The 24,187-nt window shown below is 75.1% G+C and carries 20 protein-coding genes; 11 read left to right on the plus strand and 9 right to left on the minus strand.

The genetic code is table 11. The features are described 5' to 3' along the window. Positions 1–11 precede the first annotated feature (11 nt). From nadC to NLU66_RS01080, 4 genes are read right to left on the minus strand one after another with little or no spacing between them, the layout of a single operon-like run. On the minus strand, positions 12–866 hold the full coding sequence (gene nadC, locus NLU66_RS01065; RefSeq protein WP_259361111.1) for a carboxylating nicotinate-nucleotide diphosphorylase: 855 nt from the start codon (positions 864–866) through the stop codon (positions 12–14). Then, positions 866–2,488: an L-aspartate oxidase gene (nadB, locus tag NLU66_RS01070; RefSeq protein WP_259361112.1), complete on the minus strand. Its 1,623-nt coding sequence runs from the start codon at positions 2,486–2,488 to the stop codon at positions 866–868. The genes nadC and nadB overlap by 1 nt, the downstream gene beginning before the upstream one ends. Next, a complete protein-coding gene (gene nadA / locus NLU66_RS01075) occupies positions 2,485–3,789 on the minus strand; it encodes a quinolinate synthase NadA (protein WP_259361113.1) in 1,305 nt (434 codons plus the stop codon). Before nadA ends, nadB begins: the two co-directional genes overlap by 4 nt. A gap of 41 nt (positions 3,790–3,830) precedes the next feature. Continuing rightward, on the minus strand, positions 3,831–4,541 hold the full coding sequence (locus NLU66_RS01080; protein WP_259361114.1) for an NUDIX hydrolase: 711 nt from the start codon (positions 4,539–4,541) through the stop codon (positions 3,831–3,833). Between the two features lie 288 nt (positions 4,542–4,829). On the opposite strand from NLU66_RS01080, the gene NLU66_RS01085 reads away from it, so the two are divergent. The 3 genes from NLU66_RS01085 to NLU66_RS01095 all read left to right on the plus strand — a co-directional run bounded on the left by NLU66_RS01085 (position 4,830) and on the right by NLU66_RS01095 (position 9,204). After that, positions 4,830–6,143, plus strand: coding sequence for an MFS transporter (locus tag NLU66_RS01085; protein ID WP_259361115.1), 1,314 nt, complete (start codon positions 4,830–4,832; stop codon positions 6,141–6,143). A gap of 138 nt (positions 6,144–6,281) precedes the next feature. Further along, positions 6,282–7,595 (plus strand): prolyl oligopeptidase family serine peptidase, encoded by a 1,314-nt coding sequence (locus tag NLU66_RS01090; RefSeq protein ID WP_259361116.1) that lies wholly within the window; start codon positions 6,282–6,284, stop codon positions 7,593–7,595. Positions 7,596–7,677: 82 nt separating this feature from the next. Beyond that, on the plus strand, positions 7,678–9,204 hold the full coding sequence (locus NLU66_RS01095) for a glutamate--cysteine ligase (protein ID WP_259361117.1): 1,527 nt from the start codon (positions 7,678–7,680) through the stop codon (positions 9,202–9,204). A gap of 47 nt (positions 9,205–9,251) precedes the next feature. Here NLU66_RS01095 and NLU66_RS01100 read toward each other — a convergent pair whose 3' ends face one another. After that, positions 9,252–10,460 carry a bifunctional glycosyltransferase family 2/GtrA family protein gene (locus tag NLU66_RS01100; RefSeq protein ID WP_259361118.1) on the minus strand — a complete coding sequence of 403 codons (1,209 nt, stop codon included), beginning with the start codon at positions 10,458–10,460 and terminating at the stop codon, positions 9,252–9,254. Beyond that, complete coding sequence (locus NLU66_RS01105; RefSeq protein ID WP_259361119.1) at positions 10,457–12,679, minus strand: ArnT family glycosyltransferase; 2,223 nt, start codon at positions 12,677–12,679, stop codon at positions 10,457–10,459. The genes NLU66_RS01100 and NLU66_RS01105 overlap by 4 nt, the downstream gene beginning before the upstream one ends. Before the next feature lie 184 nt (positions 12,680–12,863). On the opposite strand from NLU66_RS01105, the gene NLU66_RS01110 reads away from it, so the two are divergent. From NLU66_RS01110 to NLU66_RS01120, 3 genes are all read left to right on the plus strand, one after another. After that, positions 12,864–13,091 (plus strand): hypothetical protein, encoded by a 228-nt coding sequence (locus NLU66_RS01110; protein WP_259361120.1) that lies wholly within the window; start codon positions 12,864–12,866, stop codon positions 13,089–13,091. A 60-nt stretch (positions 13,092–13,151) separates the two neighbouring features. After that, positions 13,152–14,204 (plus strand): bile acid:sodium symporter family protein, encoded by a 1,053-nt coding sequence (locus tag NLU66_RS01115; RefSeq protein ID WP_416232172.1) that lies wholly within the window; start codon positions 13,152–13,154, stop codon positions 14,202–14,204. A gap of 344 nt (positions 14,205–14,548) precedes the next feature. Continuing rightward, the gene (locus NLU66_RS01120) at positions 14,549–15,154 is read left to right on the plus strand and encodes a DinB family protein (protein WP_259361121.1); all 606 of its coding nucleotides are present in this window, start codon (positions 14,549–14,551) and stop codon (positions 15,152–15,154) included. 12 nt (positions 15,155–15,166) lie between these two features. Here the strand turns inward: NLU66_RS01120 and NLU66_RS01125 are convergent, their stop codons facing one another. After that, entirely contained in the window at positions 15,167–16,381 is a 1,215-nt protein-coding gene (locus tag NLU66_RS01125) for a MalY/PatB family protein (RefSeq protein WP_259361122.1), read from the minus strand. A 115-nt stretch (positions 16,382–16,496) separates the two neighbouring features. Beyond that, a complete protein-coding gene (locus NLU66_RS01130) occupies positions 16,497–17,276 on the minus strand; it encodes a hypothetical protein (RefSeq protein WP_259361123.1) in 780 nt (259 codons plus the stop codon). 157 nt (positions 17,277–17,433) lie between these two features. Here NLU66_RS01130 and NLU66_RS01135 point away from each other — a divergent pair, with 157 nt between their 5' ends. Beyond that, a complete protein-coding gene (locus NLU66_RS01135; protein ID WP_259361124.1) occupies positions 17,434–18,003 on the plus strand; it encodes a hypothetical protein in 570 nt (189 codons plus the stop codon). A gap of 38 nt (positions 18,004–18,041) precedes the next feature. Next, complete coding sequence (gene hrpB, locus NLU66_RS01140; RefSeq protein ID WP_259361125.1) at positions 18,042–20,639, plus strand: ATP-dependent helicase HrpB; 2,598 nt, start codon at positions 18,042–18,044, stop codon at positions 20,637–20,639. Positions 20,640–20,645: 6 nt separating this feature from the next. Here the strand turns inward: hrpB and NLU66_RS01145 are convergent, their stop codons facing one another. Then, positions 20,646–21,296, minus strand: a complete 651-nt coding sequence (locus NLU66_RS01145) for a GOLPH3/VPS74 family protein (protein WP_259361126.1) — start codon at positions 21,294–21,296, stop codon at positions 20,646–20,648. A gap of 152 nt (positions 21,297–21,448) precedes the next feature. Here NLU66_RS01145 and NLU66_RS01150 point away from each other — a divergent pair, with 152 nt between their 5' ends. From NLU66_RS01150 to NLU66_RS01160, 3 genes are read left to right on the plus strand one after another with little or no spacing between them, the layout of a single operon-like run. Continuing rightward, positions 21,449–21,907, plus strand: a complete 459-nt coding sequence (locus NLU66_RS01150) for a DUF3817 domain-containing protein (protein ID WP_259361127.1) — start codon at positions 21,449–21,451, stop codon at positions 21,905–21,907. A gap of 32 nt (positions 21,908–21,939) precedes the next feature. Beyond that, the gene (locus tag NLU66_RS01155; protein WP_259361128.1) at positions 21,940–23,142 is read left to right on the plus strand and encodes a methyltransferase domain-containing protein; all 1,203 of its coding nucleotides are present in this window, start codon (positions 21,940–21,942) and stop codon (positions 23,140–23,142) included. Next, positions 23,139–24,161 (plus strand): asparaginase, encoded by a 1,023-nt coding sequence (locus tag NLU66_RS01160; protein ID WP_259361129.1) that lies wholly within the window; start codon positions 23,139–23,141, stop codon positions 24,159–24,161. Before NLU66_RS01155 ends, NLU66_RS01160 begins: the two co-directional genes overlap by 4 nt. Positions 24,162–24,187: the final 26 nt, after the last annotated feature.

The following is a 24,187-nucleotide window of genomic DNA, read 5'->3' on the forward strand; positions in this document are numbered from 1 at the left end:
GCGCCCCTCCCTCATGCGGAGACGGCCATGTCGAGTCCCAGGTCGAGGCTGCGCACGGAGTGGGTGAGCGCGCCGGAGGAGATCATGTCGACGCCGGTGCGGGCGACCTCCGCGACGGTCTCCTCGGTGATCGTGCCGCTCGCCTCGACGATCGCGCGACCGGCGACCTGCTCGACGCCGCGGCGCAGATCCTCGAGGGAGAAGTTGTCGAGCATGATGACGTCCACGCCGCCCGCGAGCACCGGCTCGATCTGGTCGAGCCGGTCCACCTCGACCTCGATCCGGGTCATGTGGCCCAGCTGCTCGCGCGCCCCGAGGATCGCGGCGGTGAGGTCGATGCCCTGCTCGCGGAGCACGGCGAGGTGGTTGTCCTTCGCCATGACCCCGTCGGAGAGGGAGAAGCGGTGGTTGACGCCGCCGCCGCAGCGCACGGCGTGGCGCTCGAGGGCGCGCAGGCCGGGCGTGGTCTTGCGGGTGTCGGTGATGCGGGCGCCCGTGCCTGCGACGGCGTCCACGAGCACGCGGGTGCGGGTCGCGATCCCGGAGAGCCGCTGGACGAGGTTCAGCGCGACCCGCTCCGCCTGCACGACGGCCCGGGCGGGACCGGTGATCTCGGCGAGCACCGTGCCGGCCGTGAAGCGGTCGCCGTCGGCCGCCCGCGGCGTGACCTGCACGGTGGCGTCGGTGAGGCGGAAGGCGGCCTCGAGCACGTCGATCCCGGCGAGCACGCCGTCCTCGCGCGCCACGAGCTGCGCGGCGGCTCTCGCACCGGCGGGCAGGAACACCTGGCCGGTGAGGTCGCCCCAGGGGGCGTCCTCGGCGAGGGCGGCGGTGACGACGGGGTCGATCTGGGCGCGGGTGAGCATCAGCGGGTCTCCAGGGGGTGCAGGGAGGCGGGAGCGGCGGAAGAGCCGGCGGGGCCGACGGTCGCCGCCTCGCCGGGATCGTCGAGGCGGTGGTGGGCGCCGACGGAGCGCGGCCGGGCGAGCGCCGCGGCGACGAGCAGGCGGCCCAGCTCGAGGAGGTTGCGGTCCTCGAGCGCGGCGATCGTGCGGGGCGCGGGGGCCTGCCAGCCCTCGAGCACCGCGGCGGCCTCCATGAGCTGCTCGCCGCTGCGCAGCAGTCCCGCGTGGGACCACATGAGCTGCTGGAGATAGGCACGGGTCCAGGTCACAGGGCCGGCGGAGGCAGAAGCGGCAACGGCGTCCGTCCTGGTCCCGTCGGCCGCGACGCCCGTGCCAGGCAGGTCGTCCGTGGCCGGCGCATCGGCGGCGTCCTCCGCGGCGGCGACCCCGGCACGGGCGCCGAGCACGGCCCCCTCGAGCAGGGAGTTGGAGGCGAGGCGGTTCGCCCCGTGCACGCCGGTGCGGGCGCACTCCCCCGCGGCGAGCAGCCCGGGCACGCTCGTGCGGCCGTCGAGGTCCGTGCGGATCCCGCCCATCCAGTAGTGGGCGGCGGGGGTGACCGGGATCGGCGAGCGCCCCCAGTCCAGGCCCGCGGCGCGCACGGCGGCGTCGATCGTCGGGAACCGCTCGCGCAGCCGGTCCCCGCCGATCCCCGTCGCGTCGAGCCGCACGGGCAGCCCGCCCTGGGCGGCCATGGTGTGCGCGATCGCGCGGGCGACGACGTCCCGCGGAGCGAGCTCGGCGCGCGGGTCGACGGCGGGCAGGAAGCGTCGGCCGTCGGCGTCGCGCAGCACCGCGCCCTCCCCGCGCACGGCCTCGGAGACGAGGAAGCCCCCGGGGACGGCGAGCGAGGTGGGGTGGAACTGGTAGAGCTCGAGATCCGCGAGGGCGGCACCCGCGCGGGCCGCCGCGGCGACCCCGTCACCGGTCGCGACCTGCGGGTTCGTGGTGTGGGCGAAGAGCTGGCCGGCGCCGCCGGTCGCGAGCAGCACCGCTCCGGCGCGCACCTCCCGCACGCGCCCGTCGGCCCCGAGGAGCTGCGCCCCGCGCACGCGCCCGTCGTGGACGACCAGGTCCGCCAGCGCGGTGCGCTCGAGCACGCGGATCCCGCGGGCGCGCACGGCGGCGACGAGCGCGAGCTCGATCGCGCGGCCGGTCGCGTCGCCCCCGGCGTGGAGGATCCGCGGGCGGCCGTGGGCGCCCTCGAGGCCGAGCGCGGGGGCGCCGTCCTCGTCCCGGTCGAAGGCGACGCCGCGCTCCACGAGCCGGGCGATCGCGGCGGGCCCCTCCTCGCAGAGCAGGTGCACGGCGGCCTCCTCGGCGAGGCCGGCCCCGGCGGCGAGCGTGTCCCGGGCGTGGTCCTCGGCGGTGTCCCCGGGGCCGACGGCCGCGGCGATCCCGCCCTGGGCGTGGAGGGTCGCGCCCTCGGCGAGCGCGCCCTTGCTCACGAGCAGCACGTCCGCGTCCCCGGCGATCTCGAGAGCCGCCGTGAGCCCGGCGATCCCGGAGCCGACGATCAGCACGTCGACGCTCAGCACGTCGGCGCTCAGGACGTCGGCGTGCAGCGCCCCGCGGGTCGTCACCGGGCGCTCCCGGCGAGCGGCGCGGGCTTCGCGGCGAGCATCCGCTCGAGGGCCACGCGGGCGGGCTCGGCGACGTCCGGGGAGACGCTCACCTGGTTGACGACCTCGCCGCGCAGCAGCGCCTCGAGCGTCCAGGCGAGGTAGCCGGGGTGGATGCGGTACATCGTCGAGCACGGGCACACCACGGGGTCCAGGCAGAAGATCTCGTGCTGCGGGTGCTGCGCGGCGAGCCGCTGGACGAGGTTGATCTCGGTGCCGATCGCGAAGGTCGTCGGCTCCGTCGCGCCCTCGATCGCCCGGCGGATGACGTCCGTCGAGCCGGCCTCGTCGGCCGCGTCGACGACCTCCATCGGGCACTCGGGGTGGACGATGACGCGCACGTCCGGGTGCTCGGCGCGGGCACTGTCGATCTGGGCGACGGTGAAGCGCTTGTGGACCGAGCAGAAGCCGTGCCAGAGCAGCACCCGCGCGTCGCGCACGGTCTGCTCGTCGTTGCCGCCGAGCGGCCGGCGCGGGTTCCACATGGCCATCTCGTCGAGGCCGATCCCCATGGCCTTCGCGGTGTTGCGGCCCAGGTGCTGGTCCGGGAGGAAGAGCACGCGGCGGCCCCGCTCGAAGGCCCAGGCGAGCACGGTGGAGGCGTTCGAGGAGGTGCAGACGATGCCGCCGTGGCGGCCCACGAAGCCCTTGATCGCGGCGGAGGAGTTCATGTACGTCACCGGGATGACGGGCGCGAGGCCCTCCTCCTGGCCCTCGTCCTCGAGCACCTCCATGAGCTGCTCCCAGCACTCCTCGACCTGGTCGATGTCCGCCATGTCCGCCATCGAGCAGCCGGCGGCGAGGTTCGGGAGGATCACGGCCTGCTCGGGGGTGGAGAGGAGGTCCGCGGTCTCCGCCATGAAGTGCACGCCGCAGAAGATGATCGCCTCCGCCTCGGTGCGGGCCTTCGCGGCGGTCGCGAGCTGGAAGGAGTCGCCCACGTAGTCGGCGTACCGGACGACCTCGTCGCGCTGGTAGAAGTGGCCGAGCACGACGACGCGGTCGCCGAGCTCCGCCTTCGCCGCGCGGATCCGACGGTCGAGCTCCTCGGCGCTCGCCTCGCGGTACTCGGCGGGGATCTCGCCCTGGCGCGGGGCGACGGCGGGGATCGCATCGGCCATCGAGGCGCCGGGGCCGTAGCCGGGGTCCTCGCGGTCCACGTCCCAGGGAGCGTCGAGCAGGCGGGTGGAGCAGGAGCTGCCGGCGGCGGCGCCGGCGGAGATGTCGCGCAGCGTGAGCTCGACCGAGGCGGTGGTGGTCATCGGTGGCCTCCGTGGTTCAGGGATGGTCGTGGGACGGCGGGTCAGGCCCGGGTGAGCGGGCCGTTGTCGGCGAGGTGGATGGACTCGTCGTGGCGGAACAGCCGGGCGGGGCGGTGCCGCCCGCCGGTGCGGAACTCGTCGGTCGGGACGAGCCGGCCCGACGCCTCCATCTGGCGCCGGAAGTTCGCGGGGTCGAGCGGTCGCTGCAGCACGGCCTCGTGGACGCCGCGCAGCTCCGCGAGGGTGAAGGTCTCCCCGAGGAAGGCGGCGGCGATGCGGGAGTACTCGAGCTTGTTGCGCAGGCGCCACAGGGCGTACTCGACGATGAGGTTGTGGTCGAAGGCGAGCTCGGGCAGCTCGTCGGCGAGGAACCACCGGACGTTGACCCCGGCCACGCCGGCGTCGGCCTCCTGGGGGCGCACCATCGCCCAGTAGACGATCGAGACGGTGCGCTCGGCGGCGCTCGGGGCGCGGTCCGGGCCGCCGAAGGCGTAGAGCTGCTCGAGGTAGCGCGGGCGCAGCCGGGTGGTCTCCCCGAGGGTGCGGCTCGCGGCGGCGCCGAGCCCTTCGCTGGCCCCGAGCGGACCGCCGGGGAGCGCCCATCGTCCCTGGTGAGGGGCGCGGATGCGGCGCACGAGCGGGAGGTGCACGGCGAGCCGGCGCGTGGTGGGGTGCGGGCGCAGCGCGAAGATGACCGTGGAGACGGCGAGCGCGACGCGCTGCTGCTCGTCCGGGGTCGCGCGATCGCTCATGGCCGTCCACCTCCTGTTAAAGTCACCGGCACCTTTACGTGTGGCGAGGAGCTTAGGCTCAGGCGGACCAGAAGCCGGAGGGATGACCCAGATCTCGTGATCCGGATCACAGGTCGGATGACTCGAACTCCCCCGCCCGACGACGCCCCGGCCCGCCCGCTCCCCCTCGCCGCCCGCGGCATGTGAGGCCCGTCGCCCCGCGCCCCATCCGCCGTCTGACCTCCCTAGGCTCGGTGGGGCCGTCCGCCCCGGGGCCCGAAGGCCCGCGCACGGCAGAAGGCGAGGACCATGACCACCACCGCCCCCGCGCGCCCCGCACCCGGCAGCCGCAGGCCCGGCCGGATCGCGGCCGCCTCGATGATCGGCACCGCGCTCGAGCAGTTCGACTTCTACCTCTACGCCTACTTCGCGGCGTTCTTCGTGGGACCGCTGTTCTTCGACCCGCTGGGCCCGGCCGGATCCACCCTCGCCTCCTTCAGCACGATCGCCGTCTCCTTCGTCATCCGCCCCGTGGGCGCGATCCTCTTCGGCCACATGGGTGACCGCCTGGGCCGGCGCGCCACGCTGCTGTGGACCGTGTCGATCATGGGCGTCGCGACCGGCCTGATCGGCCTCCTGCCCACCTATGCGCAGGCCGACTGGCTCGGCGCGATCGGGCTCGTTGCGCTGCGCCTCGCGCAGGGCATGTCGCTGGGCGGGGAATGGGGCGGCTCCGTGCTGCTCGCGACCGAGCACGCGCACCCGGTGCGCCGCGCCTTCGCCGCCGCGATCCCCCAGCTGGGCTCGCCGATCGGCTCGATCCTCTCCGCGGCGCTGTTCCTCGTGCTGCCCACGCTCGTCACCGAGCAGGCGATGGCGGACTGGGGCTGGCGCGTGCCCTTCCTCATCGCCTTCCCGCTGCTGCTCATCTCGCTGTACCTGCGCCGTTCGATCGAGGAGACCCCCGAGTTCGCGCGGCTCTCCCGCGAGAACCGGCGCGAGCGCATGCCCGTCTCCGAGCTGCTGCGCTCGCGACCGCTGGCCCTCGTGCTCGCGATCGGCGCCGCCCAGCTGGGCATCGGCTCCTACGCGCTCATGAACACCTACACGATGAACTACGGCGCGGCCGTGCTCGGTTTCCCCTACACCGAGCTGCTGACGGCTGCGACGATCGGCGCCCTGCTGCAGCTGGTCACCGTGCCCCTGTTCGGAGCGCTCGCGGCCCGCACGAGCTCCTGGCTGGTCGTCGCGATCGGCGCCGCGGGCACGGCGCTCATCGCCCTGCCGATGTACGCGCTGCTGGGCTCGGCGACCTTCGGCGTGCTCGTCGCGATGATGGTGATCGGCGGGATCCTGCCCACCATGTCGTGGGCGGCGCTCGGCGGACTCATGGCCGATCTGTTCCCCGGCCGCTTCCGGGCCTCCGCGCTCTCCCTCGCCTACGCGGTCGCGGCGACCGTGAGCGGCTTCGTCCCGCTGCTCACCGGTGCGCTCGGCGGCCTCACCGGGCAGGCCTGGTGGCACCCGGCGCTCGTGCTGATCGCCCTCTCCGTCGTGACTCTCGCCGCCGCGATCGGCGCCGGGCGGGCGAGCGCTCTCCCGCGCACCGAGCCGGCGGGCTGACCACCACCGCGCCCTCCCCACCCCGGCCGCGTCCACAGCGGGCCCGCGGCACTTGCCCTCCACCCCTCCGAGGTCTAGGTTCTCCCCTCAGGTGACACGTTTCACCATCCCCCGGTCACCCCGGACACAGGAGTTCGCATGGCCGTCGGCCCCGCTCGTCCCGCTCGTTCCGCCCGTCCCACGGGTTCGCGCCGCCCCGCGCGCCGCTCGGTGCTCGCCGCCGCGGCCGCCGCCGCGCCGCTGGGCCTCGTCGCGACCGCCGGCGCCCCCGTCGCGCGGGCGACCGGCCCCACCGGGCGCTCCACGACCTTCGACTTGCACTGCGAGGTGCTCGACAGCGGCGAGCAGGTCACCTCCCTCGTCATCGACGTCACCCGCCGCGGCCGGCTGCTCGCCGGCGACGCCCTCCCCTCGACCTTCTCCGTCGCTGTGCGCGGCACGAACCCCGTCTCCGGCGCGGTCGTCGTCGACACCGCGCGCACCGTCACCGCCGTCACCGTGGACCGCGCGGGCACGGTGACGATCGCCCTCGAGCACGGCTACGGGGTCGAGGGCGCGAACACGCTCGACTACCTGGCCGACGAGGGCCGCAACGTCCAGCTCGACCTCGAGTACACCGTCCTGCAGCACTCGCCGCTGCCCGCGAACGGCAAGGGCGCCGGCTCCGCCTGGCTCGGCGAGCTCACCCAGGGCGACCTCGTCTCCCCCGAGGTGGACGCCTTCACCTCCCACGTCACCGACTCCGGCATGAACTACCGCCTCTTCTCCCCCGCGACCCGCGGGCGGTCCCGCGCGCTCCCGCTCGTCATCTGGCTCCACGGCGGCGGTGAGGGCGGCATCGGCGAGGGCGGTGCGGTGCGCTACGACAACGAGGTCCACCTGCGTGCGAACCGCGGCGCCCTGGGCCCCGCGACCGCCGAGGCGCAGGAGATCCTGGGCGGCGCGCACGTCGTCGCCCCGCAGTGCACCTCCGCCTGGATGCTCGACGGCCCCACCTTCGCACCGCTGGTCTCCGAGGTCATCGCCGAGATGCAGCGCACCCGCCGCGTGGACCCGGACCGCATCCACGTCATGGGCTGCTCCAACGGCGGGTACATGACGCTCAAGATGGTCGTCGAGAACCACCGCCAGTTCGCCTCCGCCGTCCCGATCTGCGGCGTCGTCGACACCTTCTACGGCTCGACCGACCCTCTGGTCAGCGACGCCGAGCTCGCCGGGATCCACACCCCCACCTGGCTGATCGCCGCCGCGGACGACGACACCGTCGACCCGCAGGCGAACACCGTCCACGCGCACGAGCTCATCGAGGACTCCCTGCTGAGCCTGTACGAGGACGTCACCTACGACGGCGTCTCCTACCCCGGGCACTGGTCCTGGATCTACGCCGCCCGCAACGACCCCCGCGCCGAGGGCGAGAGCCTCTGGGAGTGGATGGCCGCCCAGCACCGGTGACCGCCCACGGGCGCGGGGCGCGATCGGCCCGCCCGGCGTGCCAGGATTGGCCAGCGCATCCACGCACCGCCGGGAGGTCACCATGGGACGCGAGATCGGCTCGACCGAGTACACGCGCGGTCAGCGCACGCACTACCGCCACGAGCTGCGGAGGAACCTCGACCTCTTCGAGACCTTCCTCGACACCGCCGAGTTCGTCGACGAGGGCACGATCGGGGTCGAGCTCGAGCTGAATCTCGCCGACGCCGAGACCATGGCGCCCTCGCTCACCGCGGACGACGTCCTCGCAACCCTCGCCGAGCGCGCCGGGGCCGACGCCGACGACGGCGACTACACGCACGAGATCGGCCGTTACAACGTCGAGGCGAACCTCCCCGTCTCCGCCCCGCACGGGCGCGGCCTCGCCGATCTCGAGCGGTCCCTCGGCGAGCGCATGCAGCGCGCGGACTCCGCGGCGCAGGAGCACGGGGCGCGCGTGGTGCCCGTCGGCCACCTTCCCACGATCTCCGCCGAGCTCTACGAGGGCGAGGAGTGGCGCGCACCCGGCCACCGCTACGCGGCGCTCGAGGCGAGCGTGCTCGAGGCGCGCGGCGAGGAGATCGCGCTGCGCATCAACGGCGAGGGCAAGGGTCTGGACGCGACCTTCGACTCGATCGCCCCGGAATCCGCGTGCACCTCGCTGCAGCTGCACCTGCAGGTCCCGCCCGAGCAGTTCGCGGCCGCCTGGAACGCGGCGCAGGCGATCGCCGGGCCGCAGGTCGCCCTCGCCGCGAACTCCCCGTTCCTGCTGGGCAAGCGCCTGTGGCACGAGACCCGCATCCCCGCCTTCGTGCAGGCGCTCGACACCCGGCCGCCCGAGTACGCGGCGCAGGGCGTGCGCCCGCGCGTCTGGTTCGGCGAGCGCTGGATCACCTCGATGTTCGACCTCTTCGAGGAGAACGTGCGCCTGTTCCCGGCGCTCATCCCCGAGTCGCGGCAGATGGCGGAGGAGCCGCTGCTCACCGAGGGCGCCTCGCCGCGCCTGCACGAGCTCATGCTCCACAACGGCACCGTCTGGCGCTGGAACCGGCCGATCTACGATCCCGGCACGGACGTCCCCCACCTGCGGCTGGAGAACCGTCTCCTGCCGGCGGGGCCGACGGCCGCGGACATGGCCGCGAACGCCGCGTTCTTCTACGGGATCGTCCACGCGCTCGTCTTCGAGCGGCGGCCGCTGTGGTCCCGCATGAGCTTCGAGCAGGCGGACGACGCCTTCCAGCAGTGCGCCCGCTGGGGCCTCGAGGCGCGGATCCGCTGGCCGCGGGTCACGGGCCGCGTGCGCGTCGCCGATCTCCTGCTCGACCAGCTGATCCCGCAGGCCATGGCCGGCCTGCGGGAGCTCGGTGCGGATTCCGCGGTGGTGGACCGCTACGAGTCGATCCTCACCGCGCGCGCCCGCTCGGGCCGCAACGGCGCCCGCTGGCAGATCGACACGGTCACCTCGCTCGAGCTGCGCGGCATGGACCGCCCCGCGGCGCTCGCCGAGATGACCCGCCGCTACCGCGCGGGCGTCGACTCCGGGGACCCCGTGCACGAGTGGCCCGTCCCCGCCCGCACCCCGCGGGTCTGAGCCGCACGGCCCGGTCCCGCGGGGCGACGCCCTGACCTCCCAGCGCCTCAGTCCCGCCAGCGCCGCATGACGACGAACTTCGTCACCGTCGCGATCACGGCCGCGGCGAAGAGCGCGACGGTCTGCACGCCGGTGGGCGCGGCGGGCCACACTCCGCCCAGCACGGCGAGCGATCCGGCGGTGAGCGCCCAGGTCAGCAGGAGGATCGTGAAGCCCTGCAGCTGATGCAGCAGCGCCCCCTCCTTCGAGCGGACCCCGAAGGTCCAGCGCCGGTTCAGCGCGGTGTTCACGACGGTCGCGATCGCGAGGGCCGTGAGGTTCGCGCCCTGGGAGCCCAGCAGCCCCAGCGCGTGGAGCAGCGCGAAGCCACCCAGGTGCAGGACCGTCGTGAAACCGCCGACGAGCGCGAAGCGGATCACCTGCCCGCCGGTCTGGTGCGAGGGCCGCGTGCGCCCCATGCGGGCGCGGATGTCCTCCACGGGGAGCCGGCCGGAGGCGAGGGAGCGGCGCACGCGGGCCACCCCGCGCAGGTCGTCGCGGGCGGTGCCGACGACGTCGACCCGGGAGTCGGGGTCGTCGTACCAGTCCACCGGCACCTCGTGGATGCGCAGCCCGCAGCGCTCGGCGAGCACGAGCAGCTCGGTGTCGAAGAACCAGGCGTCGTCCTCGACGAGCGGCAGCAGCTCCGCGGCGACGTCCGCCCGGATGGCCTTGAACCCGCACTGGGCGTCGGTGAACCCGGCGCCCAGCAGCACGGAGAGCAGGGCGTTGTAGCAGCGGGAGACGAACTCGCGCTTCGTGCCGCGCACCACCCGCGAGGAGCGGTGCAGGCGCGTGCCGATCGCGAGGTCGCTGTGCCCGGAGATCAGCGGCGCGACGAGCGGCCACAGCGCGTCGAGGTCCGTGGAGAGGTCCACGTCCATGTACGCGAGCACGAGCGCGTCGGAGTCGGCCCAGGTGCGGCGCAGCGCCCGCCCCCGGCCCCGCTCGGTGAGCTCGACGACGGCGACCTCGGGGTGGGTCGCGGCGAGTTCGCTGGCGATCTCCGCGGTGCCGTCGTCGGAGCCGTTGTCCGCGATCGTCACCCGGTAGGGGTACGGGAACGTCGCCTCGAGGTGACCCAGGAGCCGCTGCACGCAGGCGCCGACGGTGTGGGCCTCGTTCAGCACCGGCACGACGACGTCCAGGACGGTCGTGCCGACGGGCGGCTCGGCGACCGCCTGCGGCCGGGGGTCGGTCACGGCGCCCGCGCTCACGAGGCCGTCCCGGTGGCATCGGCCCCGGAGAGCGGCTGGGTGAGGTCGTAGAACTGCGTGTCGCCGATGGTGACGGTCTCGTAGTTCTCCGCGGCCCACTCCTGGATCTCGGAGCCCGTGTCCGCGCCGCCGTTCTGCTGGCCGCCGAAGCCGCTGCCGGTGGCGAGGTAGTGGATCTCGCCGTCGGCCACGTCCTGCTGGAACTCGGCGAGGGTGGGGCTCGGGTCGCTGCCGTTGAAGCCGCCGATCGCCATGACGGGCTGCTCGGTGGCGAGCTGCAGCGCCGCGGCGTTCTGCGAGCCGATGGTCGCGGCGACCCAGGTGTACTGGTCCGCGTCCTCGAGCAGCGCGTCGACGACCTCCTGGGAGGGGGTCTCGCCGTCGAGCAGGCCGCTCATGCCGCTGCCACCGCCGGCGCCGCCCGCGGCCGTCCCGTCGGTGCCGGACTGCCCGCCGGGGGCGGAGGGCATCTGGCCGGTCTGGCCCTGGGACTGGCCCTGGCCCGGCGTCTGGCCGGTCTGACCACCGGGCGCGGCGGGCATCTGGCCCGTCTGGCCCTGTCCCTGGCCCGTCCGGCTGGGCGGCTGGCCGCCGCCCTGACCGCCCATGCCGCCGCCGGGGCCCCCGCCCGGGCCGCCACCCCCGGGCATGCCGCCCCCGGGACCGCCGCCCATGCCGCCCTGGGAGGCAGGGCCGGCGGTGACGATCGAGCCGGTCTTCGCGGTGCTCACCGTGTTCGCGGCGGAGGCCGCCTGCCCCGCGAAGGCGGAGACGAGCGCGAGCGCCGCGACGCCGATGAGCACGCTGCGCCGCAGCCGCGGGGCGAGCACGATGCCGATCGCGGCGAGCACGCCGGTGACGCCGACGACGATCGGCAGCGCGACCGGGTAGGCGCCGGTCCGCTCGAGGAGCACGCAGCCCCAGGCGGCGGTCACGAGCATGACGAGCGCGAGGATCACGCGCACCCACCAGCGGCCGCGGCGCTCCCACAGCTCCCCGGCGCCGATGCCCACGAGGGCGGCGATCGCAGGGGCGAGGGCCACCGTGTAGTAGTCGTGGAAGATGCCGGCCATGAAGCTGAACACGAGCATCGTGACGATCAGCCAGCCGCCCCACACCATGAGCGCGGCGCGGCGCAGGTCGGTGCGCGGGGCACGGAGGCGCAGCGCCACCGCGGCGAGGAGCAGCAGCAGCGCGGCGGGCAGCAGCCACGAGATCTGACCGCCGCTCGCGTCGCCGAACATGCGCAGCAGGCCCGTGCTCCCCCAGCCGCCGCCGCTGTTGCCGCCACCGCCGCCCACGGAGCCGGTCTCGTCGCCGGTCAGGCGGCCGAACCCGTTGTAGCCGAAGGTCAGCTCGAGGAAGGAGTTCGTCTGGCTGCCGCCCACGTAGGGCCGCCAGCTCTCCGGCACGAGCTCGACGATCGCGACCCACCAGCCGCCGCCGACCACGAGCGCGGCGACGGCTGCGAGCAGTCCGAGGATGCGGCGGCGCAGCGTGGTCGCCGCGAAGAGCGTCCAGGCGAGGCCGAAGAACGGCACCACGAGGAAGGCCTGCAGGGTCTTGGTGAGGAAGGCGAACCCGATGAGCGCGCCCACGACCGCCATCCAGCGGATCGAGCCCTTCTCGATCGCCCGCAGGGTCGCCGCGGCCGCGAGGGTCATGAGCAGCACGAGCAGCGCGTCGGGGTTGTCGAAGCGGAACATGAGCACCGCGACCGGGGTGAGCGCCATGGCGAGCCCGGCGAGCAGCCCGGCGCCGATCCCGGAGTGGCGGCGCACGGTGCGGGCGACGACTCCGACCGTCGCGATGCCCATGAGCACCTGTGGGAGCAGGATCGCGAAGGAGCTCAGCCCCAGGATCCGCACGGAGATCGCCATGAACCACAGGGAGGCCGGGGGCTTGTCCACCGTGATCGCGTTGCCCGCATCGAGGGAGCCGTAGAAGAAGGCCGTCCAGCTCTCGGAGCCGGCCTGCGCGGCGGCCGCGTAGAACTCGTTGGCGTAGCCGTTGACGGTGAGGTCCCAGAAGTACAGGACGGCGGTGCCCACGAGCAGCGCGGCGAAGGCCGCGACCGCCCACCAGGGGTCGGTGGGGCGCAAGCGGTCGCGGAGCCCGGCGCGGTGCGCGCGGCCCGGGGACGCGGGAGGTGTCGCGTCGGTCGAAGTCGGGGTCGTCGAGGTCGACGAGGGCTCGACGGACGGAGGTGTGGTCGTCATGTCCACGAGCGTCGGCGCGGAGGCTATGCATCTGCTGTGCGGCGCCCATGGTGCTGATGAGAGACCATCGGCGCAGGTGGCGCGGTGACCGTGCTCACCGCGGTCGCCGCCGGGCGCCGCCGTGCACATGCCCGGTCCGTGCCCCGCACAGCGGATCGACAGCTCGGGGCCGCACCGTCGTGCCATGGTCTTCTCCACCGTGCGCACCGCTCCCGCCCCGACCGTCGGCATCCGTCCCGCGACCGACTCCGAGGACACGGCCGACGGCGCCTCCGTCGGCCCTGCTGCCGGCGGCGCGCCGGCCGCCGCGGGCCCGACGTCGGCCCCGGCCCTCTCACCGGTGGAGTGGGCGGGCCGCAAGCCCGCCGTCCCCGCGCGGCTCGCGCGGACGGTGCGCCGCCACCGCGTCTGAGGGCCGCCCAGGATCCGAGATCTCGTCTCGAATCCTGGGCGGGCGCCCTATCGTGAGCGGGTGACCGAGAACTCCCCCTCCCCCTCCTCGACCCCCACCGACTCCTCCCCCGCCGGAGCCTCCGCCGCCGCCGACCGCGCGAAGGAGGACCGCTCCGCGCGCATCGCCGTGACGGTGTTCCCGCTGCTCGTCCTCGCGGCCGCCGCGGCCGGCTTCCTGCTGCCGGACACCACGAAGCAGCTGGTCCCCTACGTGAACCTGCTGCTCGGCATCATCATGTTCGGCATGGGGCTCACGCTGACGATCCCCGACTTCGCCCTCGTGGTGCGCCGCCCGCTGCCCGTGCTCATCGGCGTCGTCGCCCAGTACGTGATCATGCCGTTGCTGGGCCTCGGCGTGACCGTGCTGCTGCAGCTCCCGCCGGAGCTCGCCGCGGGCGTGATCCTCGTGGGCTGCGCCCCCGGCGGCACCTCCTCGAACGTCATCAGCTACCTCTCCAAGGCGGACACGGCGCTCTCGGTCACGATGACCTCGATCTCCACGCTGCTCGCCCCGATCCTCACGCCGCTGCTGACCCTGTGGCTCGCCGGTCAGTACATGCCGGTCGACGGCGGCGAGATGGCGCTGTCGATCGTGAAGATCGTGCTGGTGCCCGTGGTGCTGGGCCTCGTGGTGCGCCTGCTGCTCTCGAAGCTCGTGGACCGGATCCTGCCGGTGCTGCCCTGGCTCTCCACGATCGCCATCGCGATGGTCGTGCTCGCCGTGGTCGGCAACAGCGCGGACAAGGTCCTCGAGGCCGGCGCGATCGTGCTGCTCGCGGTCATCCTCCACAACGTGCTCGGCTACCTGCTCGGCTACGGCTTCGCCCGCGTGCTCAAGCAGCCCGTGCGCGCCGCCCGCACCGTCTCGATCGAGGTCGGCATGCAGAACTCGGGCCTCGCCGCGGGCCTCGCCGCACAGTACTTCTCGCCCGCCGCGGCGCTGCCGGGCGCGGTCTTCTCGATCTGGCACAACCTCTCCGGTGCGGTGCTCGCGATGATCTACCGCCGCTTCGGCACGGACGAGGACACCCCGACGCCGGCGCGCGGGGCGACCCCCTCCGCCGACGCCTGATCCGCGCCGATCTACCGCGATCCCGGCCCGGTGCGCTGGATCACATCCGAGCAGAATCGCCGCGCGCATGTGATCCGCTGACCTGCACCGATATCGCGATGACCAGCGCCTGCCCAGCTGGGGGCACCCGCTCTCAGGTTCTTGGCAGGGGTGCTCCAGCGAACCTTCCGGGAGCCCGTGTGTAGTAATCCCATCGCGTCACGGAGGACCTGCTGACTGAGGAGGAGGCAGAGTCCACGGTTCCGGGACGCGGGGGAAAGGGATGGCCCCGGCTCGTGGGGACGAGCCGGGGCACCTTTTTGTGCGGACACGTCCTGTCACCCCGGGCGGCGCACACTGGCCCGATGACGACACCGGATCCCACCCCGCCGCGCGACGCCGCCAAGGACACCCTGCACCGCTACCTCCGCGAGGCGAGCACGGCCCTCGTGGGCAAGGTCGAGGGCCTCCCCGAGCGGGAGCTGCGCCTGCCCCGCACCCCCACCGGCACCACCCTGCTGGGCCTCGTGAAGCACGTGGCGAACGTCGAGGCCGGCTACTTCGGTGAGACCTTCGGCCGCGCCTACCCCGCGCCCGAGGAGCTCGTGCCGGAGGAGGCGGTCGTCGCCGATCCGCAGGCGGACTGGGTCGTCGGCCCCGAGGAGAGCGCCGAGCAGGTGCTCGCGACGTACGCGCGGGTGCGCGCCTTCGCCGACGGGACCGTCGCCGAACTCCCCCTCGACGCGGCCGGGCACGTGCCCTGGTGGGGCGAGCGCGGCGACGTCACCCTGCACCGGATCCTCGTGCACGTCGCCGTGGAGGTCTCCCGTCATGCCGGCCACGCGGACATCCTCCGCGAGCAGGTGGACGGCGCCGCCGGGCTGCGCGGCGCCGGGGACAACCTGCCCGGAGCGGACTACGACTTCGTCGCGTACCGGGCCCGCCTGCAGGCGATCGCCGACTCCTTCTGAGCCGCCGCCTCGTCAGGCGAGGGCCGCGTCGAGCGCCCGGCGCAGACGCTCGAGACCGGCCTCGAGCACGGGGGTGGGGGTCGCGATGTTGAAGCGCTCGAAGCCCTCCCCCTCGGGGCCGAAGACGGTGCCCTCGTCGAGGAACAGGGCGGCCTCCCCCGCGGTGAGGCGGGCGAGGCGCTCGGCGTCCAGCCCCAGCGGCCGCAGGTCCACCCAGCTCAGGAACGTGCCCTCGAGCGGCGCGACCCGTGCGCTCGGGAACTGCTCGGCGAAGAACGCCGTGAGCAGGGCCTGGTTCCGGCCCACGAGCGCGTTGAGCTCGTCGAGCCAGCCCTCGGCGCGCGTGTAGGCGGCCTGGACGGCGACCGCGCCGAGCACGGTCGGGTTGTCGAAGCCGAGGTCGTCGCGCGCCCGCGTGAAGCGGTCCCGCAGCTCCGGGTCCGGGATGATCGCGTTCGCGATGCCGAGGCCGGCGATGTTGAAGGACTTGCTCGTCGAGGTGAGCACGAGGGTCCGCTCCGCGAGCGCGGGGTCCACCTCGGTGACGACGGTGTGCCGGTGCCCGGGCTGGACGAGGTCGTGGTGGATCTCGTCGCTGATGAGCAGCAGGTCGTGCTCGACGACGATCCGGGCGACGGCCTCGAGCTCCTCCCGCTCCCAGACCCGCCCGGTGGGGTTGTGGGGGCTCGCGAAGAGCAGCGCGGTGGTGCGCGGGTCCCGGGCCTGCTCCTCGAGCAGGTCGAGGTCGATCCGGAAGCGGCCCTCGCGCTCCACGAGCGGGTTGCGCACCACGCGCCGGCCGCTCGACCCGATCGAGGGGAACATCGGGTAGTAGGCGGGCGTGTTCACGATGACGCCGTCGCCGGGCGCGGTGAACTCGCGGATCGCGAGGGTGAAGGCGGGGATCACGCCGGGCGTCACGCGCACCCACTCCGGCTCCACGTGCCAGTCGTGGCGTCGCGCGAACCAGCCGGTCACCGCGTCGAGGTAGGCCTCCGTCGGGACCGTGTAGCCGAGCACGAGCCCGCCGGCGAGCGCCTCCTGCAGGGCCTCGACGATCTCGGGCGCGTTGGGCAGGTCGAGGTCCGCGATGGAGAACGGCGCGATCGGCCCGTCATGGGCCGTGAGGTCCGTGCCGTGCGCGGCGGCCGCGCGGTGCATCGCCGCCCACTTGGAGGAGCCCATGGCGGTGCGGTCCACGAGGGTCTCGAAGTCGTAGCGGGTCATGCTGGCGGGTTCTCCTCACGGGCGGCGGCGGTCCACGCCCAGGCTAGGAGCCCCGCGCACGCACGCGGTCAGGAGGTCACGCACTGTGAACGGGCAGCGTCCGGCCCGGCGGTGCTCAGCGGCGCAGGTCGATGCCGAACACGCGCCGGATCTGCGCGACCGCGTGCCGGGTGAAGCGGCGGTCCGACGGTGTCGAGGCGAAGGGCACGAAGAGCCCCGGGTGGTCGGGGTGGGTGACGCGGCCGTGGCCGGATCCCGGGGTCACCACGAACCCGGCCTCCTGCATGCGCACGAGCAGCTCGCGGCGGGAGGTGGGGTGGCGGGTGCCGGTGCCGCCGCGGGCGCTGCGACCGGCGGCGAGATCGGCGAGGTCGAGCGCGGGCTCGTACTCCTCGGGCCGCACGGACAGGGCGTAGGGCGTCGAGAACAGGCCGATCACGGCGTTGTCCGCGCGCCGCACCTGCACCACGATGCCGCCACGGCGGAAGTGGTCGCTCGTTCCGGCGTCCGCGGTCCAGGCGTCCTCGGGGTCCGCGACGGCGAGCACGATCTGCTCACTGTCCACCCCGTCCACGCCGACGGTGCGCACGAGCCCCTCGTCGATCCGCAGCGGTCTCGGCAGGGGACGGGGGTCGTCGGCACGGAGCGAGTGCACGGCCCCGGCGGGCGGCGCCGACTCGGGGCGCGGCAGCTCGACGGTGCGGGCGCGCCGGCGGGGCAGCGGGGCCGACGGACTGCGGGAGGGGTCGGCGGCGGCAGCGACATCCCCGCCGTCGGCTCCCTCCGCGCTGCCGGCACCGGCGGGCCGCGCGCTCCAGTCCACGGGCCGCACGCGCTGCGCGGGCGGGGTGCTCCCGGCGAGCGCCGCCGGCGTCGGTCGCGGTGTCCTGACCATGCGCTCCCCTCCTCGTCACGTTCGCCGTGTTCGCGGTGCTCCTCCGCGTTCCGGCAGGTCCTGCCGCTCCCCCGATGGTGCCACGGACGGGGCCCGGGGATAGGGTCGGCCCGTCGCGGTGTCCCGCCGCGACCCCTGACCCCGGAGGACTCCCCGCGTGACCCGCACCGCCGCCCGTCGCCCCTTCCACCGCTCCGGCCTGGGCGTCCTCACGTCCCTGCTCGCCGTGGGCCTGCTCGCCGCCGGCTGCACGAGCGGCGTCGAGGACCCGGTCGCGGACCCGACCGCCCCCTCCTCCGCCTCCGATGCGGGCGGCGCGAGCGGCGCCTCCGACGACGGCGGCGACGGCACCGTCGTCCTCGCGCCCTCCGACGGCGGCGGCACCGGGCAGGCCACCGTCGAGGTCTCGAGCGACCCGTATCCGGTCACCCCGGCGCCGGAGGGCTTCGAGCCGCCCGCCGCCTGCACCGGCGAGGGCGCCTATCTCACCGAGGAGGGCTCGCCGTCCACGCCGGACCTCCCCGAGCGCGGCGGCGAGTCGCTGAGCATCGAGGCCGTCTCGATCGACGGGGAGAAGGCGGTGCTCAGCGCCACCGTCGACGGCGGCACCCGCGGGATCGAGCCCGCGGCGATCGGCGAGACCGTCTCGATCGAGGACCAGTGGACGATCTCCGTGACGAGCGTCTGCGGGGACACGGACCAGGTCGAGTTCGACCTCATCGACTGACCCCGCACCGGCGCGGACCGCTCGGCTAGCCTTCCACGGTGACCGCGCCGCATCGCTTCGACCTCGACCGGATCGGCGAGGGCCTGCCCGTCGCCGCCGCCCGCGCGGAGCTCGAGGCGGCCGCCGCGACCGGCGCGCTCGTCGTCACCGCGCCGCCCGGCACCGGCAAGACGACCCTGCTGCCGCCGCTGATCGCGAACCTCCTCGCCGAGCGGTCCCCGGCGTCCACCGCATCGACCCTGGTCACACAGCCCCGGCGGGTGGCCGTGCGCGCCGCCGCCCGCCGTATCGCCCAGCTCGACGGCAGCCGAGCGGGCGGCCCCGTCGGCTTCACCGTGCGCGGTCAGCGCGAGGTCGGGGCGTCCACGCGGCTGGAGATGCTCACCCCGGGCGTGCTGCTGCGGCGCCTGCTCGCGGATCCCGAGCTCCCCGGCGTGGGCGCGGTGCTGCTCGACGAGGTGCACGAGCGCTCCCTCGAGACGGACCTGCTGCTCGGCATGCTCGCCGAGGTGCGCCTGCTGCGGGAGGACCTGTTGGTCGGGGCGATGTCCGCGACGCTCGACGCCGCGGCGGTCGCCGATCTGCTGGGCGGCGCCGCGATCGTGGAGGTGCCGAGCGCCCTGCACCCGCTGCGCCTGGACCTCGCGCCGCCGCCCACCCCGCGGCTCGACGCCCGGGGCGTGCCCCGCGAGTACCTCGACCACCTCGCCCGCACCGCAGCCCGCACCCGGGCGGAGGAGGACTGCGACGCGCTCGTCTTCGTGCCCGGCGCGCGGGAGGTCGACGAGACGGTCTCCCGCCTGCGCGGCCTCGTCGGCGACGGGGTCGAGGTGCTGCCCCTGCACGGCCGCCTCGACGCCGCCGCGCAGGACCGCGCGACGGGCGGCCGGCGCCCGGGCGAGCCGCCGCGGATCGTGGTCTCGACGGCGATCGCGGAGAGCTCCCTGACCGTCCCGGGCGTGCACCTCGTGGTAGACGCGGGCCTGTCCCGCGAGGTGCGCCGCGACCGCGGGCGGGACATGACGGGCCTGGTCACGGTGAGCGCCTCACGGGCCGCGATCGAGCAGCGGGCGGGCCGCGCCGCCCGCACCGGCCCCGGCCGCGCGGTGCGGGTCCTCTCGCCCGCGGACCTCGCCGGCATGCCCGCGCACTCCGCCCCGGAGATCACCGCGGCGGACCTCACCGACGCCGCGCTGCAGCTCGCCTGCTGGGGCACGCCCCGCGGCGAGGGCCTCTCCCTGCTCACACCGCCGCCGGAGCGGGAGATCCGCGCCGCCGAGGCGACCCTGCGGGCGATGGGACTCGTCGACGAGGACGGCCGGGCGACCCCCGCAGGCGAGCGGGCCTCCCGCTGGCCCGTCGGGGTCCGCGAGGCGCGCGCCCTCGCGGACGGCGCACTCGCCCTCGGGGCCCCGCGCCCCGCGGCGGAGGCCGTCGCCGCGCTCTCCGGCGACCATCGGCCCGTCGGCGCGGACCTCCCGCGCCTGCTGCGGGACCTGCGCGCGGGGCGGGCGCCCTCGTCGGCCGCCTGGCGGCGGGAGGTCGAGCGGCTCGAGCGGCTCGTGCGCGGCGAGCACCGGGACGCACCCCCGTCGGCCCCGCCGCCGCTCACCGCGGGCGGCGAGGAGGAGCGCGTGGGCGCCGTCCTCGCCCTCGGCCGGCCGGAGCGGATCGCCCGCCGGGTCGACGACGGCCCCCGCGGCGAGCACCGCAGCTACCTGCTCGCCTCCGGCACCCGTGCGGCGCTGCCCGCGGAGTCGACCCTGCGCGGCGCCCAGTGGCTCGCCGTGTGGGAGGTGCAGCGGGCGGAGGGACGCGCGGCCGACGGCACCGGCGCCGTCATCCGTGCCGCGGCCCCGCTCACCGAGGAGGATGCCCTGACGATCGGCGCCGGTCTGCTCGTGCGCGACCGGGACGCCCGTCTCGAGGACGGCGCGGTGCGGGTGCGGGAACGGAGGCGCCTCGGCGCGATCGAGCTGTCCTCTACCCCGGTCGCCGCGACAGCGGAGGATGCCGCTCCCGCCGTGCTCGCCGCCGTCCGAGCGGAGGGGCTCGATGCCCTGCGACTCCCGGAGACGGCCCGTGACCTGCGCGCCCGCCTCGCGCTCGTGCACCGCGAGCTCGGCGATCCGTGGCCCGCGATGGACGAGGCGTCCCTGCTGGACACGCTCGATGCCTGGCTGGGGCCGCAGCTCTCCGGCCGACGGGGCCGCGCCGCGACCCGCCTCGACACGATCGACGTGACCGCCGCGCTGCGCACCCTGCTGCCCTGGCCGGAGGCCGCCGCCCTCGACGAGCTGGTGCCGCCGCGGCTCGCGGTCCCCTCCGGCAGCAGCGCCCGGATCGACTACCCGGACCCCGACGACCCGGGCGCCCGCCCCGTCGTCGCCGTGAAGCTGCAGGAGCTGTTCGGCCTCGCGGAGACCCCGCGGCTCGTGCAGGGCCGGGTGCCGGTGCTCTTCCACCTGCTCTCCCCGGCCCGCCGCCCGCTCGCCGTCACCGACAACCTGCGGTCCTTCTGGGACGGGCCCTATCAGGACGTGCGCAAGGAGATGCGCGGCCGCTACCCGAAGCATCCCTGGCCGGAGGACCCGTGGACCGCGCCGGCGACCGCCCGCACCACGCGGCGGAGCTGAGGAGGGTCAGGACCCGCCGGCCATCGTGGTCGTGCTCGCGGAGGTCGCCATGGCGGCGTTGAGGGCGTCGATCATGCGGCGCAGGGCGGCGGCGGCCGGCACGTCGACGTCGAGCGCCTCGACGGTCCGGTCGAGCTGTCGCCGGGACATGCCGCCGGACTCCTCGCGCAGGATCCTCTGCCCCACCCGGAGGGCCTTCAGGATCTCCAGCAGCACGGCGTCCTGCAGGCTCGCCCGCCGGGTCCCCTGCAGGACGGCGCCGAGGCGGGCGCGGAGCTCCGCCTCGAGGGCCGAGCTGCCGGCGGGCCACGAGGTGAGGAACCAGCCGTCCTTGCGCCGCACCTCACCGGCGGCCGCGAAGGCATCGCCGATGGTCTCCGTGACGTCGCAGGCGCGCTTCCCGAGCAGGGAGCCCATCTTCGGGGACCGCAGCGTGGTCAGGTGCGCGAGGACCTGGTCCAGCTCCGCCACGCCGGTGGGGGCCGGGTCGAGCACGTCGACGCGGGGACTGCGCCCCTCCGTCAGGGCGATCCGCTCGCGCAGCAGCAGCTCGGTCAGCACAGCGGCGACGAGCGCCTGGCGGCGGTACTGCGTCGCCTCCTGGCGGCCGGACTCGTGGGTCAGGAGAAGGAACATCTCGCCGGGGATCGAGGTCATGCCCCCAGTGTGACCCGGGGCGTGCGCGTGGTCACCACCCGATCGTCGGGGTCCTGCCCGACGCCCGTCGGCCCCGGGCCCGAGGTCCCGGTGAACCTCCAGCCGTGCCTGGCAGGATCGGCCGGACGCCCTCCCCCGACCCCGAGGACCCCATGCGCTCTGCCTTCTCCCCCGCCCGTCTCTACGGCGCCCTCGCCCTCGCGGAGGCCGTGACCTGGGCCCTCCTGCTGATCGGCATGTTCCTCAAGTACGGGCCGCAGGTCACCGAGCTCGGCGTGCGGATCGGCGGCGGCCTGCACGGCTTCGTGTTCCTCGCCTTCGTCGTCGCGACCGTCGTCGTCGCGATCGACCAGCGCTGGCGGGCCGGCGAGCTGCTGCTGGGCCTCGCCTCGGCGATCGTGCCCTTCGCGACGATCCCCGCGGAGCGCTGGCTGCTGCGGCGCGGGAAGGTCGGCGAGCAGTGGCGCCTGCGGGAGGAGCCCGCGCGCACCGCACCGGAGAAGCTCGTCTCGCTCGCCGTGCGACGCCCGGTCCCGTCGGCCGTGATCGCCGTGGTGCTGGTCGCCGTGGTGTTCTCCGCGATGCTCGTGGTGGGCCCTCCCGGGAGCTGATCGCCCTCCGCGACCGCCCGTAGACTTCCCCGGTGCAGTGCCACCACTTCGACGCCGGGGAATGCCGCTCCTGCACCCTGCTGCCCCTCCCGCGCACCCGTCAGGTGCAGGAGGCCGGCGCACGGATCCAGGAGCTGCTCTCCCCCTTCGTCGACCCCACCGCCGGCCCCGCTGCCGGTGACGTGTGGGGGCCGCCGGTCCTGGGCGCCGAGTCCGGTTTCCGGGCCCGCGGGAAGATGGCCGTCTCCGGCACCGCGCAGGAGCCCGTGCTGGGCCTGCCCGGTCAGGCCGAGGGCGCGGACCTCTGCGACTGCCCCCTCTACCCCGTGGGCGTCGAGGCCGTGCTCGAGGGCGTGAAGGCCCTCGTGCGGCGCGCGCAGGTGCCGCCCTACAGCGTCGCCCGGCGTCGCGGCGAGCTCAAGAACGTGCTGGTCACCGCCTCGCCCGACGGGGAGCACGTGGTGCGCCTGGTGCTCCGCACGGACTCCGCGCTGGGCCGGATCCGCGAGCACCTGCCGCGACTGCTGGAGGAGCACCCCTCGATCGTCGCTGTCTCCGCGAACCTCCACCCCGAGCACACGACGCGGGTGGAGGGCGAGGAGGAGGTGCCCCTGTGGGGCGCCGCCTCGATCGGCGTGCGCACCGGGGACGTGGTGCTGCGGGCGCGGCCGCGGTCCTTCCTGCAGACCCACACGGAGGTCGCGGGGCAGCTGTACCGCCAGGGTGCCGCCTGGATCGCCGAGGCGCTCTCCGCCCCCGCGCCCCGCGTCTGGGACCTCTACTGCGGCCTCGGCGGCTTCGCCCTGCACACCGCGCTCGCCGCGCCCGCCGCCCGCATCACCGGGGTCGAGGCCACGCCCGAGGCGATCGACGGCGCCCGCGAGGCGGCCACGGCGCACGGCCTCCCGGTCACCTTCCTCGCCGACGACGCGACCGCCTGGGCGCGCCACGAGGCGGAGAGTCCCGAGGGTCCGCCGGACGCCGCGATCGTCAACCCGCCGCGGCGCGGGATCGGCCCCGAGCTCGCCGCCTGGCTCGAGGGCTCCGGCGTCGCCGACGTCGTCTACTCCAGCTGCAACCCGGCCACGCTCGCCGCGGACCTCGCCGCCATGCCCTCGCTGCGGATCGTCGCCGCCCGCTACGTCGACATGTTCCCGCACACGGAGCACGCCGAGGTGATCGTGCGACTGCGCCGCACCCCGACCGCCGTCCCCTCCCCGAAGGATCCCCGATGACCCCCGCCCCGGCCGCCGAGGCCGCCCGCGTCCAGCTGCTGTCCCTGGGCGGCACGATCTTCATGCATCAGGACGCGGACGGCCAGGGCGCCGTGCCCTCCGCCGACGCGGGCGCCCGCCTCGCCGCCGGTCTCCGGGGCGCAGGCGGCGAGGGCGGGATCGAGCTCGTGCACGAGGAGATCGCGAACGTCTCCTCCGCCTCGGTGCGACCCTCCCACCTGCGCACGGTCCTGCAGCGGGCGCGGGCCGCGGTGGACGCGGGCGCCCGCGGCGTGGTCCTCACCCACGGGACGGACACGCTCGAGGAGACGGCGTTCCTGCTGAACCGGTTCTGGGACCGGGACGCGCCGCTCGTGGTCACCGGCGCGATGCGCCCCGCGAACGCCGCGGGGGCCGACGGGCCCGCGAATCTACAGGACGCGGTGCATGCGGCGGCGTCGCCGCTCGCCCGGGGGCTCGGCGTGCTCGTCGCCTTCGACGGCGCGCTGTATCTCGCGGACCGGGTGACGAAGGCGTCCTCGCGGTCGGTCTCGGCGTTCACCTCGGAGCCGTCGGGCCCGGTGGCGCTGATCGACGGGCCGCTGCTGCGCCCCCTGTTCCCGGCGCCGACGCGGCCGGCGCTCGTGGACGGCGACCTGCCGGCGGAGCTGCCGACGGTGGCGACGGTGATGAGCGGGCTCGGGGATGACCTCGCGCTGCTCGATGCCGCGGCGACGGGGCTGCGGGGCCTCGTCGTCGCGGGCGCCGGCATGGGACACGTCGCGGCGGGCACCGTCCCGCGGCTCACGGCCCTGCTCGAGGCCGGCGTGCCGGTCGTCGTCGCGACGCGGGTGGCGAGCGGCGGCACCTCGGAGACCCACTACGCCTACCCCGGCGCGGGCGCGGATCTGGTGGCGCGCGGCATCGTCATGGCCGGGCTGCTGTCCCCGCAGAAGGCGCGCCTGCTGCTGCAGGTGCTGCTGGCCTCCGGCGCCGATGCCGCGGCGATCCGGGAGGCGTTCGCCGGCTTCGGCTCCTGAACAGCGAGGACGTGGCTACAGTCGGA

Source organism: Brachybacterium sp. NBEC-018 (assembly GCF_024860185.1).
GTDB lineage: Bacteria > Actinomycetota > Actinomycetes > Actinomycetales > Dermabacteraceae > Brachybacterium > Brachybacterium rhamnosum.